The organism is Chryseobacterium sp. SIMBA_029 (genome assembly GCF_046535275.1).
Lineage (GTDB): Bacteria > Bacteroidota > Bacteroidia > Flavobacteriales > Weeksellaceae > Chryseobacterium.
In genome coordinates this window covers 381110-395769 of the sequence record NZ_JAWRXA010000001.1, presented here as the reverse complement: position 1 = coordinate 395769, position 14660 = coordinate 381110, and the positions used below count along the sequence as shown (strand labels likewise).

Genomic DNA, 14660 nt, shown 5'->3' with positions numbered 1-14660 from the left:
GGCAGGGTTTTTATTTATGTTAATTGATAACGGAGTGAAGCATTAATACTCATTAATGATTATGTGTAAAATTGTAATACATGCCTCTGGCGGATATTCGGATGTTTTTTTACTACCTGCTCTAAAAAGTGTATTATTACATACTGGTACAATATGGAACATAAAAAACTAATACAATTTATTGCCGCAATTATAGGATTGGCTATGATTACGATGTTTATATCAATGTCGAATACGATATCATATCCTTTCAATATCTACTTAATGATTGGGATATGCGTTGTAATGCTTTTGCTGGTCACGAAGCTGATTTATGATGTTTTTACAGCAGATCCATCAGTGCCGGTGCATTACCAGGATCGTCCCGGGCGTAAAACATTCTTCATTTCACCTTACAGAAGCACGACTTTAAGTGTCGTCATGATTCTATTTCCCTTATTTTTCTTTTATCTTTTTGCTCAATTATTTCCTGTGTTTATAAAAGATATTCAAACTGAATTTGTCATTAAGGTTATTATCATAGCAGTATTCTCTGTTATTGTATTATGTGCAGCTTTCTATTGCTTATTGACAGGGATAAAACTCTTCATCCGCAGGAAAAAAATTGTACAGCTGATCATTGATGATGACAGTTTTGAGTTTTTCCCCATCTACGACTTTGGTTCTACAACCCGAAGTACCAATGCGGTATCTATGTTTTTTCGTAAAGAAATGAAGAAGGCTTATTTTACCGATCAGGTGAGAATAGAAATGGTAAAAGATAAATGGCAGGGAAATAAAATAAGAATGTATATGGAAGGAGTTGGGTTTTATCTTCCGTATCTTTATAATGATACGAATGAACTGGAAGAAGTATATCAGACGCTTCAGCAGCGTTTGCAAAAAGGCAAACAGTCTATAAATGATCAATTGCCCAAAAATAGGTAATGTAAAATCAACTTATTTTTAGGCAATTTTAAAATGTGTTTTGTGTTTGTAATGAAAACGTAGATTAAAAATCATTCAGTTTTCTGTAAAAATCCAACGCTTTCAAAATGTTTTTCTGGCTGCATTGATGATCGAATACACAAGAACCTATTCCTGAAAGCAGAGAAAAATTGATTTTACTTTCCGTATTTTTTTTATCGTTTAATAGCAGTGCTGAAATATCATCATCTTTAAAATCACTCACATCTAAATAAGGATAATACCGTTGAATATTTTCAATAATTATGGTTGAATCCTGCTCGGAAATAAGACCTTCAAGATAAGCCAGATGGGCTTCACAGATCATTCCCATCGCAACAGCCTCTCCATGAAGAATCGGATTTCCCTGCTCCAGACACAAACTTTCAACAGCGTGGCCGATGGTATGGCCGAAGTTTAATGTTTTTCTGATGTTCTTTTCATGAAAATCTTTTTCAACGACGTCCTGTTTAATATCCATAGATGTCTGAATGTGCGGGATAATGCTTTCTACATCCAGTTTATGGATCTGTATAAGGCTTTCCCAATGTTTTTTATCGGCAATCAGTCCGTGTTTCAGCATTTCTGCGAAACCGCTTCTTACTTCTTTAAAGGGAAGGGTATCTAAAAATTGAGGGTATATAAAAATCTGTTCCGGGAAGGTAAAAGTTCCTACCATATTTTTAAAATGCATCAGGTCAATCCCAGTTTTCCCGCCGATGGAAGCATCACACATCGATAAAAGGGTAGTGGGAATATTAATAAACTGTATTCCTCTTTTATAGGTAGACGCCACAAAACCGCCCATATCGGTAATAACACCGCCGCCAAGATTGATGATCAGGGCTTTTCTATCCGCCTGCATTTCCGTTAAAATTTCCCAAAGGTGATTGGCAGTCTGGATATTTTTCATTTCCTCACCAGCCTCAATCTCTAAAATTTCAAAACTCAAATCTGTCTCCAAATTGCCTAAAAGAACCGGCAGACAGTACTCATGAGTGTTTTCATCAACTAAAATAAAGATTTTGCTGAACGATTTTTCCTGCAAAAAATCATTTAATTGAGAGAAATTATCGTTTAATAATGTTATCATTTTTGGAATTTCTGTTACGTTAATTATAAAACTATATTGCAAAGTTATGATTCTTAATTTTTAACTCGTAACTAAATTACTATCTTTGCAGAAATTTTTTAGAATGAGCAGAGATAATAACAATTCAGAAAAGCCAAAAAGACCAAGAATTTCAACAAGAAAGAATTCTGATGATTCTCGTGCTTCAAGATCCGTAAATTCTTCAGGATCAAAACCTTTTAAGAAAACTTTTACAAAAGATAGCGGAAGAAGCTCCGAACATACTGGTTCCAATTCAAAGTTTGAGAAAAAGCCTTTCAAAAGAAGTGAAGGGAGTTTTGAGGGCAGAGATGAGGAGAAAAGTTCGAAGTTTGAGAAAAAACCTTATATCACCAGCAGAAATGAGGATAAAAAATCTTTCGGAAACTCTACTCCCAAGAGAGGTGGTAGTGCCAGAAGTCAGGACGCTAAAGCTAGAGATAAGTATGAAAGAGGCAGCCTGAAATATGGCCGCAGACCGTCAGGCGGAGATGATAAAAACGAAGACAAGGCAAGATCTTTTGTACAGAAGAGAAGGTTCAATAAAATTGAAAAAGATGTTCATAAAGATACCATCCGTCTAAATAAATACATTGCTAATTCAGGAATCTGCAGCAGAAGAGAGGCTGATGAGTTGATTACCCAAGGCCTGGTAGAGGTGAATGGTAAAGTAGTTACTGAAATGGGTTATCAGGTAGAAAAAACAGATAAAGTAGTTTTTGACGGACAAAGCATTACTCCGGAAAAACCTGTTTACGTTCTTTTGAACAAGCCTAAAGGATATATTTCTACGACTAAAGATGACAAAGCCAGAAAAACGGTAATGGATCTTGTGGCGAATGCTTCTCCATACCGTGTTTTCCCGGTAGGAAGATTAGACCGTTCTACAACAGGGGTTATTCTTTTGACCAATGACGGACACATGACGAAGAAATTAACGCATCCATCTTTCGAAGCAAAAAAAATCTATCATGTAACGTTGGACAAGAAATTAACGAATGAAGACATGAAGTTGATTTTGGAAGGAATCCGTTTGGATGAAGGAATTGCTACGGTAGATCAGATTTCATTCATCGAAGGGAAACCTAAAAATGAAGTAGGAATCGAGATCCACATTGGATGGAACCGTGTGATCAGAAGAATTTTCCAACGATTAGGATATGAGGTTGAGGCCTTAGACAGAGTAATGTTTGCAGGCATGACGAAAAAGAATATCAAACGTGGACACTGGAGAATCCTTACGGAGCTGGAAGTGAATAACCTGAAAATGCTTTAAAAGCTTATAGGAAAAGTAATAATTTTTAATTCTTACTTTGATTTTCAACAAAAAATAAAAAGCGTGGTAAAATATTTACCACGCTTTTTTGTATTGTAAACGGATGTTTCTATCCCAAAATAGTCACTCCTTTTTGTAGCATATCATAGATAGCATCTTTGCCGTTGTCAGGTTTTACATTCACTGCTTTTGTTCCGTTGAAATGCAGACATGTAATATAACCATTGCTTACTGCATCCAGACAGGTAAATTTCACACAATAATCCATGGCAAGACCTACCACTTCAAGCAATTGAATATCGTGGTATTTCAAGAAATCATCCAGACCGGTTTTCATGAAATGGTTATTGTCCTGAAAACCACTGTAGCTGTCAATTTCAGGGTTTTTCCCTTTTTGAATGATATGGGTTACTTTATCTCTGTTTAAATCTTTATGGAATTCTGCTCCAAAAGTTCCCTGAACGCAATGATCCGGCCACATAAACTGAGGAACACTGTTTAGAATGATGCTTTCTCCTACATTTCTTCCGTTGTTGCTTGCGAAGCTTTTATGGTTGGAAGGATGCCAGTCCTGAGTTAAAACAATCTGATCGTATTCATTTTCTTCCATCAGAAGATTAATATAAGGAATGATTTCATTAGACCCCGGAACAGCTAATGCTCCACCTTCACAAAAATCATTTTGTACATCTACTATTATTAATGCTTTTTTCATATTTAGATTTCTCGAATTTTAAATTTACAAAAAACTAATCTTCAAAAATTTGTCCAAAACTTAATTATCGGACAAATCGGCATTCTCTAAAACATTTTGTTATAAAGGTTTTTCAATCTAAAAAGAAAATAATTACAACCAGTATCAGGTTTCAGGTTATAAACCAACTGTCAATAGCTTATCTTTGCAGGAAATAAGTATTTTTATGTCATTTGAGTCGTTAGGATTATCACACAATATTATTCATTCTGTCAACAAATTAGGCTATCTGAAGCCATTTCCCATTCAGGAGCAGGCTATTCCTGTCATTATGCAGGGAAAGGATCTGATGGGAATTGCACAGACAGGTTCCGGAAAAACGGCTTGTTTTGTAATGCCTATTTTAGAAAAAATACAGCATACAGAAAGTAAAAAAGACCGTAATATTCAGGTGTTGATATTAGTTCCTACCCGTGAGTTAGCGATTCAGATTGATGAAGTGTTCAGGGCTTTTACGGAAAATTTAAAACGTGAAATCCGTACGATGGCTGTATATGGAGGCGTTTCTATCAACCCACAGATGAAAGGAATGTTTGGGGTAGAGATCCTGATCGCAACACCCGGACGTTTGTTGGATTTAATTGATCATAAGGCGTTGAGTATTTCAGGAATCCAGCATTTGGTGATTGATGAAGCTGATAAAATGTTTCAGCTAGGCTTTGAAGAAGAAATGAATAAGCTTTTTGCTATGATGCCTGTCATGAAGCAAACGACTTTATTCTCAGCAACGTTAAATGATAAGGTTGCCGAAATGAAAGAACGTTTATCCATTCATCCTACCATTATTGAAATTAAAAAAGAAGAAGTTGAGATCGATAATATTGAGCAGCTGGCTTATCATGTTTCTCCGGAAAACAAAGGTCCTTTTTTACGGTATTTAATCAAAGAAAAGAAGGTTGAAAAAGCCTTAATCTTTGTTTCATCTACCAAATCTGCAGATAGTTTAGTGGAAAAACTTAAAAAGAATAAAATTAAGGCAGTAGCCATTCACAGTCAGAAATCACAAGGTGCCCGTAGAAATAATTTAGAAGAATTTAAAGTCAACGGTGCCCAGATTTTGGTTGCTACAGACTTAATTGGCCGTGGTATTCACATCGAGTCTTTACCTTGCGTTATCAATTATGAATTGCCCCGTTCGCCTTTAGATTACATTCACCGTATTGGTAGAACAGGTCGTGCTAACGAAAAAGGGACTGCCATCAGTCTTTTAACAGATGATGAACTGCAGCATTTCAGAGTAATTCAAAAGAAGATGGGCAAGAAAGTGACTTTACAAAGAACAGAGGATATTAACCTTCACGGTTACTAGCATATAAATTTCAACAAAAAGCTTCGATGGTAACAACATTGAGGCTTTTTTTAGCCATAAATCTGTCGGTTAATTACACATTCCTGGCTTATAAATTATAATAGGGAAATTAACATTTTTTTCATTTTAGATTCTTGATTTTTTGATACATTTACAAGAACAAATAGTTAAATAATTGTCCAAAAAAGGAGTCACCGGACAAAAACGACAACTATACCATTTAAAACTGATATAATGACCAACTTAGACCAGAAAAGGTTTCCAATAGGCGAGTACCAACAGCCTGCAAACATCTGCGATATCAAGCTTGATGAATATATTAAAGTCATCAAAAACTTTCCGGAAAAGCTTAAAAACTTAATAGAGGACCTTTCTGATGATCAGTTGGATACCCCTTACAGAGAGGGAGGCTGGACGGTAAGACAGCTTGTCAATCATATTGCAGACAGCCATATCAACAGTTTTATTCGTCTTAAACTGGCCTTAACGGAAGATAACCCGACGATACGCCCTTATGATGAGGCCAAATGGGCGGAACTTCAAGACAGTGTAAATATGCCGATAAAACCTGCTATGAGAATGATCAAAGGAACACATCAGAGATGGGCTACGTTGCTTAAAAGCCTTACTAATAAACAGTTTGAGCGGACTTTTCATCATCCGGAACAAAACAAAGACTATGATTTAAGAAATTATCTTGCAATCTATGTTTGGCATTGCAACCATCATTTTGCGCACATAGAACATCTGAAGATCGAAAAGGGCTGGTGAAAAAAAGTCTGCATAACCGAGTTGATTTTGAGGAAATTCGGCAAAGAATTTCCTGCCTAACAGAAGATTCCCCTGCAAAATGGGGAAAAATGAAGGCTGCCCAAATGATGAAACATTGTAATCTTGTCCTTCAGGTACCACTGAAAAACATTGATCTTCCAAGTGTCAATGTCGTTTTTGAGGCAATAGGAATTATGGCTAAAATAGAAATGCAGCTATTTAATAATGGAATTCCCCGAAACATGCCTACTTTTCAAAAACTTATCGTTAATTTTGAATGTGATTTTGATGAAACCAAAAAAGAGCTCTTACAAACATTAGAGGCATATTGGAAAGCATTTGAACATAAAAATCTCCCGGACAGACACGAACTTTTTGGTGAAATGACAGAGAAAGACTGGGGATTTTTAGAATATAAACATCTGAATCACCATTTTAAACAGTTTAATATATGAGTTTTTTTGATAAAATATTTGGTGGAAAGGAAGAGCAATCGCAACAGAAATCTTTCTGGAAAAAAATACAGTCTGAGGAAGATTTAGCAGCTGCTATTGAAAAATCTCACACAGAACGGATTGCTATATTTAAGCATTCTACAAGCTGTTTTATCAGTAAAACGGTATTGAGGAATTTTGAAAAAGAATTGGAAAACAGCGATCAGCAGACAGCAGATTTATATTATCTGGATTTGCTGGCATACAGACCTATTTCAAATAAAATTGCTGAGGAATTCGGGATCAGACATGAAAGTCCTCAATTAATAGTAATTGAAAACGGAAAGGCGGTTAAAAACGCTTCACATCAGGACATCTCTATAAGCCAGCTTGCATAATGAAGAATATCAACAATTATTTAGCTCAGGTCTTAAATGTTCCCATTGAAAAGGTGAACATGTGCAGTCTGCATTATGAAGTAAAAAAAATTCCGAAAAATCAGTTTCTTTTACAGTATGGTGAAATCTGCAGATATATTTTTTTTGTAGAAAAAGGCCTTATAAAAATGTATTCCATTGATAAAAACGGAAAGGAGCATATTATTCAGTTTGCTCCTGAAAGCTGGCTGATCTCAGACCGAAGTAGTCTTTATTTCAATGAAAAATCCAATTATTATATAGAAGCAGTTGAAGATTCTGAGATTTTATTTTTACATCCTGATTTTTTCAACAAACTGGTTGAGCAGTTTCCCAACAGTATTGAACGAAGCGATATTCTGTTACAGAAGCATATAAGAAGTCTTCAGAACAGAATCAATTCTTTGCTTGGTGAAACCGCAGAAGAGCGGTACATGAAGTTCATCAAAATGTATCCTGATTTACTGCTTAGGGTGCCGCAATGGATGATCGCTTCTTATCTTGGTATTACTCCCGAAAGTCTTAGCCGTGTCAGAAAAGAACTGGCCAGAAAGAACTTTGTTCCGGATAAATAACCGTTATATTTTTTTAGCCATATTTCCGACCTGCTGGAGTTTAAGCCGGGTTTCTTCAGACCATGGGAGGCCTATACACAAACGCATACAGTTTTCAAACTGATCCTGGAGAGTAAACATCCTGCCTGGGGCAATGCTTATATTTTCCTTAATGGCCAGGTCATACAGTTTTCTGGTCTGGATATTTTTATCAAATTCAACCCAGAGAGAAAGTCCGCCCTGAGGCCGGCTGGTTTTTGTTCCTGCGGGAAAAGATTCGGCGATGGTCTGCACATAATTCTGATAATTACTCTGAAGCGTTTTCCGCAGCAGGTGAAGATGTTTTTCATACCTTCCTGTTTTCAGGAAATTGGCTACAGCCTCATTCACAATCGAAATAGAGGAAGTGGAGTGGAGGAGTTTAAGTTTCAGGATTTTATCTTTATATTTTCCGGGAGCAATCCATCCGACACGGTATCCCGGGGCTAATGTTTTTGATATGGAGCTACAATATAAAACGTTTCCTTCTTTATCAAAAGATTTACAGCATTTCGGACGATGGGATCCGAAATAAATATCTCCATAGACGTCATCTTCAATCAAAGGGATATTGTGTTCTGCCAGTAATCTTACCACTTCTTTTTTATTTTCATCGGACATACAGCTTCCCAGAGGGGTATTGAAATTGGGGATCAACAGGCAGATATCAATGATAGGAATTACTTTTTTCAGCGTTTCTATTTCAATTCCTGTTGAAGGATGTGTGGGCAGTTCCAGTACTTTAAGCCCTAAACCGGTTGCTAACTGTAAAATACCAGGATAACATGGACTTTCTATGGCAATGGTATCTCCTGGCTTCCCTAAGGCCATTAAACAGAAGGATAAAGCATTCATGCCGCCATTGGTGGTCACCAGATCGTTTTCATTAAAATTTCCACCCCATGATAATGATCTCAATGCGATCATTCTTCTTAATTTAAGATTACCCTGAAGTTCTTCGTATTCCGTTCCCCCTGCTTTTAATGCTCTTGTTGCGCTTACAATTTCTTTTTTAAGCTTAGCCAGTGGCAAAAGATCCCCGGATGGAATGGCAATAGAAAAAAGGGTAAGATCATTTTTACCCATATTTTCATATACGGTGCTGATCAGTTCATCAGGTTCATTATGATTAGCAATCAAAGAAGGACGGCTGGCTTCGGGCAGAGGTAAGGTAATCGCAAGAGAAGCACTGACAAAATACCCCGATTGCGGTTTTGAATCAATAAGCGATTGGGATTCCAGTTCCAGGAAAATACGTTTTGCCGTATTCATACTAATCTGGTGCTCTTTGCATAACGTTCTTACGGATGGAAGTTTATCACCGGATTTTAAAGCACCGCTTCTAATCTGTGCTGCAATCCCGTTAGCTATTTCTGTGTATAAAAATTCTTTACTCATAGTTCAACTGTGCTCATGCAAATATACAAAACTGATACTGTGTTTATCCGTTTATCCTTTCTAATTTTGCTTCAATAAATAAAATGTACATCAGATGATCACAGAAAAAATATCAAAAGAACAGGCTTTAAGCGGATGGATCAACGGTTTTATCGGCGTTTTACTGTTTAGCGGATCCATGCCGGCCACAAAATTAGCGGTAATGGATATGAGTCCCATTTTTGTAACGATTGCCCGTGCTGGAATTGCCGGTGTCCTTGCATTGGGTGTTTTATTGGTTTATAAAGAAAAGCGTCCGGCAAAACATCAGATATTTCCATTGATATTGGTGTCAATTGGATGTGTGATCGGGTTTCCGCTTCTTTCCGCATTGGCACTTCAGTATTTAACTTCGGCACATTCTATTGTATTTTTGGGAATGCTTCCTCTGGCAACAGCCATATTTGGAGTTTTCCGGGGTGGAGAAAGGCCACATCCTGTATTTTGGTTTTTCTCGATTGTGGGCAGTCTTTTAGTAATTGGGTATGCAATTGCTCAGGGAATTTCTGCATCGCCTATAGGAGATATTCTGATGCTGGTAGCCGTAATCTTATGTGGGATGGGGTATGCCGAAGGTGCTAAGCTTTCTAAAACATTAGGAGGATGGCAGGTAATTTCGTGGGCGCTGGTGCTGTCTTTACCGCTGATGATTCCATTATTCTTCATCTATTTTCCGGATAACATACAAGGCGTTACGGCGAACGGATGGTTTGGTTTGGCCTATATTTCTTTATTCAGTATGTTTATAGGATTTATATTCTGGTATAAAGGGCTGGCACAGGGCGGTATCACAACCGTGGGTCAGTTACAGCTTCTACAGCCGTTTTTCGGATTGGCGCTGGCTGCTTATTTTCTTCATGAGCAGGTGAGTATGGGAATGCTGGGAGTGACTGTCGGGGTTATTCTGTGTGTAGCAGGGACCAAAAAATTTGCTAAATAATATGTATTAATGCTGTTTTATACTTCAATGTATTTATTATAATCCATAACCTATCGTTATGGATTTTTTACTGATAATATTCATAGAGTAAAAAAATGGAATATTTTAAGATAATAATATGAATTATTTGTAAATATGTAATAAATAATTTCTTATTTCAGTGAGATTCAGACAAATAATCTTTAAATATTTAACTTATGTAATAAAATTAACTTTTTTTAACAATAAAATAAAAAAATCGGTTTAAGATTTGCTAGGGATAGTTCAATTCCAATTTTGTTTTTACTAGAATAATTGACTTAAAAACTTTAACCCAACATTAAAAAAGCAAATTATTATGGTTATTAATGAGAATATTTTACGCGCAGCGGGAGCTAGCATGATGAGCTACAGTCCCTCGGAATATATTTTCAGCGAAGGCGATGTACCCACTTATTACTACCAGATCATAAGTGGAGAAGTGAAGCTTAACAATTATAGTGAAGATGGAAAGGAATTTATTCAGAACATTCTGTCGGCCGGACAGAGCTGTGGAGAATCAATCCTTTTTATTGGCAAGCCTTATCCCATGAATGCAGAAGTTATTACCGAATGCCGGGTTCTGAGACTTCCTAAAGCGCAGTTTTTTGATTTATTGAATCAAACCCCACAACTGTTCCTGGAAATAAGTACTTTTCTGTCTCAGGGTCTGTACTATAAATTTATTATGATGCAGAATATTTCTTCTCAGAATCCTGCCACAAGGATCAGGGGGCTCATGGATTATCTTAAAAGTTTTCACGGAAGAAGTGATGCGCCGTATTCCTTCCTGATTCCTTTCACAAGAAAGCAGGTGGCAAGCCTTACAGGACTGTGTGTAGAGACGGCCATAAGAACGATAAAAGGAATGGAAAGAGATAAAATCGTTAAAATTAAAGATCGTAAAATTTTATATTAAAAAGCAAATTTGTATGATTAAAATCTAAAAAACACATTATTATGAAAACAATAAGCTGTATGAATATCGATGGAAGTCTTTTGCGGGCTTTCGGTGCCGAGGATAAATCATACAAAAAAGGAGAGTTAGTATACAGGGAAGATGATCATGCAATGTATTATTTTCAGATTGAAGAAGGAAAAGTAAAGCTTAACAATTATGATGAAAATGGAAAAGAATTCATTCATAATATATTAGCAAAGAATCAGAGTTTTGGAGATTCAATGCTTTTTTTGGAAAAGGCTTATCCAATGAATGCTGTTTGTCTGTTGCCGTCTGAAATCATCAGAGTGCCTAAAGACAACTTCCTCGAACTTCTGAAAGAACACCCGCATCTATCGGTATCCATGAATGCCTGCCTGTCACACAGGCTTTATTTCAAAGCGATTATGATTCAGAGTATGGCATCTCAAAGTCCGGTGTCAAGATTGAAAGGTCTTATGGATTATCTTAAGAGTTATCATGACGGAGAATGCGGGCAGGCCTTTAATGTGGAACTCACCAGGCAACAGATTGCCAGCCTTACCGGTCTGAGAGTAGAAACTGTTATCAGAGCATTGAAAAAAATGGAAAAAGAGAATATATTGTCTCTGGAGAGCAGAAAAATTCTGTATTAAAAGCGGCAGCTATGATCCTGATCATAAAAAAGTGAATTATAGAGTTGTATATTTGAGAAAGAACTCAGTATCAAAATAATAAATAAAAATAGAGTTCTTAAGGTAGAAAAATACCGGGATATATATTAAAAAACAATCGCAATAAATAATAAGTCATGTGGAGTTTCTCTATGTGGCTTATTTTAACCACTAACTCAACTCATGAAGGGTCAAAAAATAGTAAAAGCACTGAAGCATAAAAACTTCATCAGAGTGAATAACGAAGGCTCCTGGTTTGGAGAGGGTGCTACTATTTATGCGAAAGAGATCAAAGAAAATATTTTTCTGCTGTTTGTGATTTTGAAGGATATTCATATTGAAAATATTCAGGCACTGATTGCCCACTTTGATTGTTTCAGCAGCATAGGAACCAAAGAGCCGGAGCAGATTATGTTTTATCTCTCCATCAAGGATAAAGAAGACCTTCATTATTTTGAAAAATATTTAAAAATTTCTGACAATTAATACCTGAAAAACTATGATTTTTGAAAACGACACATTAAAATTCTGGAGTCTGCACGATAAAAATAATGTTATCGAGAATGAATCTTTGTTTCCGAGTGTTATTAATTCTTACGGAGTTACAGCATTTTTGATCAAGTCTCTGGAAAAAATAAAAAGCAATGCACAATGTGACATTATGAAGAACGTGATTGATACCTACATTCAGGAATATATTCTCCATATCCGTGAGTATCATAATGAAAGTGCTGTTATTGAATATGAAAAAGATTCAGCAATAGAGATTGACAATCCTTCTTTTACCCTGTATGCAAAAACAGCTTACTATAAAGTGTTGAAGGAAGAAGAATGTTTGAATAAACTACTGAGCACCTTAGGGGTTGAAAAGGAAGCTCTCGAATAAATTTCCCACACCACACCAAAATCACTTATTATTATGGAATTTCAAAAGAACCTATTAGAATATATCAGCCAGTCGCTCCTAACTACCAACGAAACCATTTCCATTGTAGAGAGCGTTACTTCAGGCTGTTTGCAGGTTGCGTTTTCACAAATGCCGGATGCCTCTTTATTTTATAAAGGAGGAATGACGGCCTATATGCTTGCTGAAAAGGTAAGACTTCTGAATGTTGATCAGGAAGAAGCCGAAGAATGCGATTGTGTTTCCGAAAATATAGCACAAACAATGGCACTGCAGGCCGCAAAATTATTCCAGTCCGACTGGTCTATAGCGACTACAGGATATTGTACGCCAACTAAGAAGTCTGATTATAAAATATTTGCTTACTTTTCTTTTTCATACAAAGGAGAGATTGTTCTGACAAAAAAACTGGAACTGCATCATAAAACTCAGGCCCTGAATGCTCAATTGTATTATACAGAATTTATTCTGGGCTGTTTTAAAAGTGAGATGAACCGTTTACTGATCTTACAATAGTTTTTTATGGGCGGATTAAGATTAAAAGACAAGTCGGTTCTTATTACAGGAGCAGACAGTGGTATCGGGAAGGCAGTAGCCTTGCTTTTTGCACAGGAAGGTGCTGATATTGCAGTTATTTATCACACCAGTAAAGAAGATGCCAAAAAGACTAAATCAGAAATTGAAGCACTGGGAAGAAAATGTATGATTTTCCAGGGAGACATTAATGATTATGAATTTTGCCAGAAAACAGTTGATGAAATGATCCAGGCCTTTGGTGGTATTGATATTCTGATCAACAATGCAGGAGTCCAGTTTCCTTCAGACAATATCGAAAATTTACAAGAATCCAATATCAGAAAAACATTTGATTCTAATATTGTGGGCATGATTTTATTGACTAAGGTGGTTTTTCCGCATTTAAAAGAGGGAAGCAGCATTGTAAATACAACTTCTGCGGCAGCTTATCAGGGACATGCCGAACTGCTTGATTATTCGGCTACCAAAGGAGCAATTGTCTCTTTTACCCGTTCTCTGGCGCTGCAGGCAAAACCAAAAGGAATCCGTATCAATGCGGTGGCTCCGGGACCCGTTGCTACACCGCTTACCAAAGCCACATTTGGTGAAGAAGAGGAAAATACCCATCAACCGCCTTTCGAACGCAATGCAAGTCCGGAAGAAATTGCAGCAAGTTTCCTGTTCCTGGCCAGTAATGATGCTGCACAGATCACGGGTCAGGTCATTCATCCAAACGGCGGACTGATTGTTAACGGATAAATAATTAATTTTCAATAAAAAAACAGCAGTAATAATCTCATTTAATGCTTTCTGGCCTGTGGTTTCGACTTCATGATTGCAAAATAGGAGGCGGTAAAAGCAGATAAGCTTTGGTAGCCGACCTTATACGCTACCTCACTTAAAGTAAACCGTCTGGTATCCAGCAGTTCAATGCTTTTTAAAATTCTTGTCAGCTGAAGATATTTCTGAAGCGTAATTCCTGTTTCTTTTTTGAATGTTCTCTGAAGGCTTCTTACCGACATTTGTGTTTTTTCTGCAAGAAGATCCATATCCAGATTATATTTAAAATTTGAATTGATATAAGTACACACAGGAATCAGCCGGATATCGGCGGGTACAGGGATTTCCAAATGGCTGCCTTCATTGCAGAAATTGGGAAGACTTTTTAAGATTGCTTTAAAAAAGATATCCTGTTCTTCATTATTGGTCAGTAATTTATTCCATTTTGAAGCATACAAGAGCATTTCTTTTAAAACCGGAGGAACAGCAAAAACATGCACCTGCTGATAAAAAGGTTCCTGGAAGACTGTAGAAAACAAAAATACCATCAGATTGACTGTAGTTGCTTCGGAGGTTATCCGGTGCGCTTTTCCGGAGGGAATCCAGATCACATGATGCTGGGGAACCAGATAAATCCGGCGGTCAATGTGAAAATACTGATATCCTTCTTCTACATAAGTTAACTGCGAACGTGCATGAGTGTGCTCATGATCATCATGTTTCCAGTTGTGCTCACACCATACATAAGCTTCTTTTTCAATAGAATCAATGAAAAGGCTGTCATTCTGCTTGGTTAATCCGCATTTCTCCATGTCGTTCTGTATATTATTTTTGGCAAATTTAATAAAAACGACAATACTATT

Annotated in this window: 18 protein-coding genes; 14 read left to right on the top strand and 4 right to left on the bottom strand. The window is 36.7% G+C overall.

Annotated features, from left to right (window positions below; translation table 11 throughout):
* Positions 1 to 153 precede the first annotated feature (153 nt).
* A complete protein-coding gene (locus SB679_RS01930; RefSeq protein ID WP_410700557.1) occupies positions 154 to 927 on the top strand; it encodes a hypothetical protein in 774 nt (257 codons plus the stop codon).
* A gap of 64 nt (positions 928 to 991) precedes the next feature.
* Here SB679_RS01930 and aroB read toward each other — a convergent pair whose 3' ends face one another.
* Positions 992 to 2038, bottom strand: a complete 1047-nt coding sequence (aroB, locus tag SB679_RS01925; protein ID WP_410700556.1) for a 3-dehydroquinate synthase — start codon at positions 2036 to 2038, stop codon at positions 992 to 994.
* 103 nt (positions 2039 to 2141) lie between these two features.
* Between aroB and SB679_RS01920 the strand changes: the two genes are divergently transcribed.
* Entirely contained in the window at positions 2142 to 3332 is a 1191-nt protein-coding gene (locus SB679_RS01920) for a pseudouridine synthase (RefSeq protein ID WP_410700555.1), read from the top strand.
* Positions 3333 to 3441: 109 nt separating this feature from the next.
* Here the strand turns inward: SB679_RS01920 and pncA are convergent, their stop codons facing one another.
* Positions 3442 to 4047: a bifunctional nicotinamidase/pyrazinamidase gene (gene pncA / locus SB679_RS01915; protein WP_410700553.1), complete on the bottom strand. Its 606-nt coding sequence runs from the start codon at positions 4045 to 4047 to the stop codon at positions 3442 to 3444.
* Between the two features lie 205 nt (positions 4048 to 4252).
* Here pncA and SB679_RS01910 point away from each other — a divergent pair, with 205 nt between their 5' ends.
* From SB679_RS01910 to SB679_RS01890, 5 genes are all read left to right on the top strand, one after another.
* Positions 4253 to 5395, top strand: coding sequence for a DEAD/DEAH box helicase (locus SB679_RS01910; protein ID WP_410700552.1), 1143 nt, complete (start codon positions 4253 to 4255; stop codon positions 5393 to 5395).
* A 234-nt stretch (positions 5396 to 5629) separates the two neighbouring features.
* Positions 5630 to 6166 (top strand): YfiT family bacillithiol transferase, encoded by a 537-nt coding sequence (locus SB679_RS01905; protein ID WP_410700551.1) that lies wholly within the window; start codon positions 5630 to 5632, stop codon positions 6164 to 6166.
* The gene (locus tag SB679_RS01900) at positions 6163 to 6621 is read left to right on the top strand and encodes a DUF1569 domain-containing protein (protein ID WP_410700549.1); all 459 of its coding nucleotides are present in this window, start codon (positions 6163 to 6165) and stop codon (positions 6619 to 6621) included. The genes SB679_RS01905 and SB679_RS01900 overlap by 4 nt, the downstream gene beginning before the upstream one ends.
* Positions 6618 to 6998, top strand: coding sequence for a bacillithiol system redox-active protein YtxJ (ytxJ, locus tag SB679_RS01895; protein WP_410700548.1), 381 nt, complete (start codon positions 6618 to 6620; stop codon positions 6996 to 6998). The genes SB679_RS01900 and ytxJ overlap by 4 nt, the downstream gene beginning before the upstream one ends.
* Complete coding sequence (locus tag SB679_RS01890) at positions 6998 to 7591, top strand: Crp/Fnr family transcriptional regulator (RefSeq protein WP_034711202.1); 594 nt, start codon at positions 6998 to 7000, stop codon at positions 7589 to 7591. The genes ytxJ and SB679_RS01890 overlap by 1 nt, the downstream gene beginning before the upstream one ends.
* Before the next feature lie 3 nt (positions 7592 to 7594).
* Here SB679_RS01890 and SB679_RS01885 read toward each other — a convergent pair whose 3' ends face one another.
* A complete protein-coding gene (locus SB679_RS01885) occupies positions 7595 to 9007 on the bottom strand; it encodes a PLP-dependent aminotransferase family protein (RefSeq protein ID WP_410700547.1) in 1413 nt (470 codons plus the stop codon).
* 94 nt (positions 9008 to 9101) lie between these two features.
* Between SB679_RS01885 and SB679_RS01880 the strand changes: the two genes are divergently transcribed.
* From SB679_RS01880 to SB679_RS01850, 7 genes are all read left to right on the top strand, one after another.
* On the top strand, positions 9102 to 9986 hold the full coding sequence (locus SB679_RS01880; protein ID WP_410700546.1) for a DMT family transporter: 885 nt from the start codon (positions 9102 to 9104) through the stop codon (positions 9984 to 9986).
* A 337-nt stretch (positions 9987 to 10323) separates the two neighbouring features.
* Positions 10324 to 10923 (top strand): Crp/Fnr family transcriptional regulator, encoded by a 600-nt coding sequence (locus SB679_RS01875; RefSeq protein ID WP_410700545.1) that lies wholly within the window; start codon positions 10324 to 10326, stop codon positions 10921 to 10923.
* Between the two features lie 41 nt (positions 10924 to 10964).
* Positions 10965 to 11579: a Crp/Fnr family transcriptional regulator gene (locus SB679_RS01870; RefSeq protein ID WP_410700544.1), complete on the top strand. Its 615-nt coding sequence runs from the start codon at positions 10965 to 10967 to the stop codon at positions 11577 to 11579.
* Positions 11580 to 11780: 201 nt separating this feature from the next.
* Entirely contained in the window at positions 11781 to 12083 is a 303-nt protein-coding gene (locus tag SB679_RS01865) for a hypothetical protein (protein WP_034711210.1), read from the top strand.
* A gap of 13 nt (positions 12084 to 12096) precedes the next feature.
* Positions 12097 to 12483: a hypothetical protein gene (locus tag SB679_RS01860; RefSeq protein ID WP_410700543.1), complete on the top strand. Its 387-nt coding sequence runs from the start codon at positions 12097 to 12099 to the stop codon at positions 12481 to 12483.
* 33 nt (positions 12484 to 12516) lie between these two features.
* Complete coding sequence (locus SB679_RS01855; RefSeq protein WP_410700542.1) at positions 12517 to 13017, top strand: CinA family protein; 501 nt, start codon at positions 12517 to 12519, stop codon at positions 13015 to 13017.
* 6 nt (positions 13018 to 13023) lie between these two features.
* Complete coding sequence (locus SB679_RS01850; protein ID WP_410700541.1) at positions 13024 to 13776, top strand: SDR family oxidoreductase; 753 nt, start codon at positions 13024 to 13026, stop codon at positions 13774 to 13776.
* Between the two features lie 41 nt (positions 13777 to 13817).
* Here SB679_RS01850 and SB679_RS01845 read toward each other — a convergent pair whose 3' ends face one another.
* Positions 13818 to 14609: an AraC family transcriptional regulator gene (locus SB679_RS01845; RefSeq protein WP_410700540.1), complete on the bottom strand. Its 792-nt coding sequence runs from the start codon at positions 14607 to 14609 to the stop codon at positions 13818 to 13820.
* Positions 14610 to 14660 lie beyond the last annotated feature (51 nt).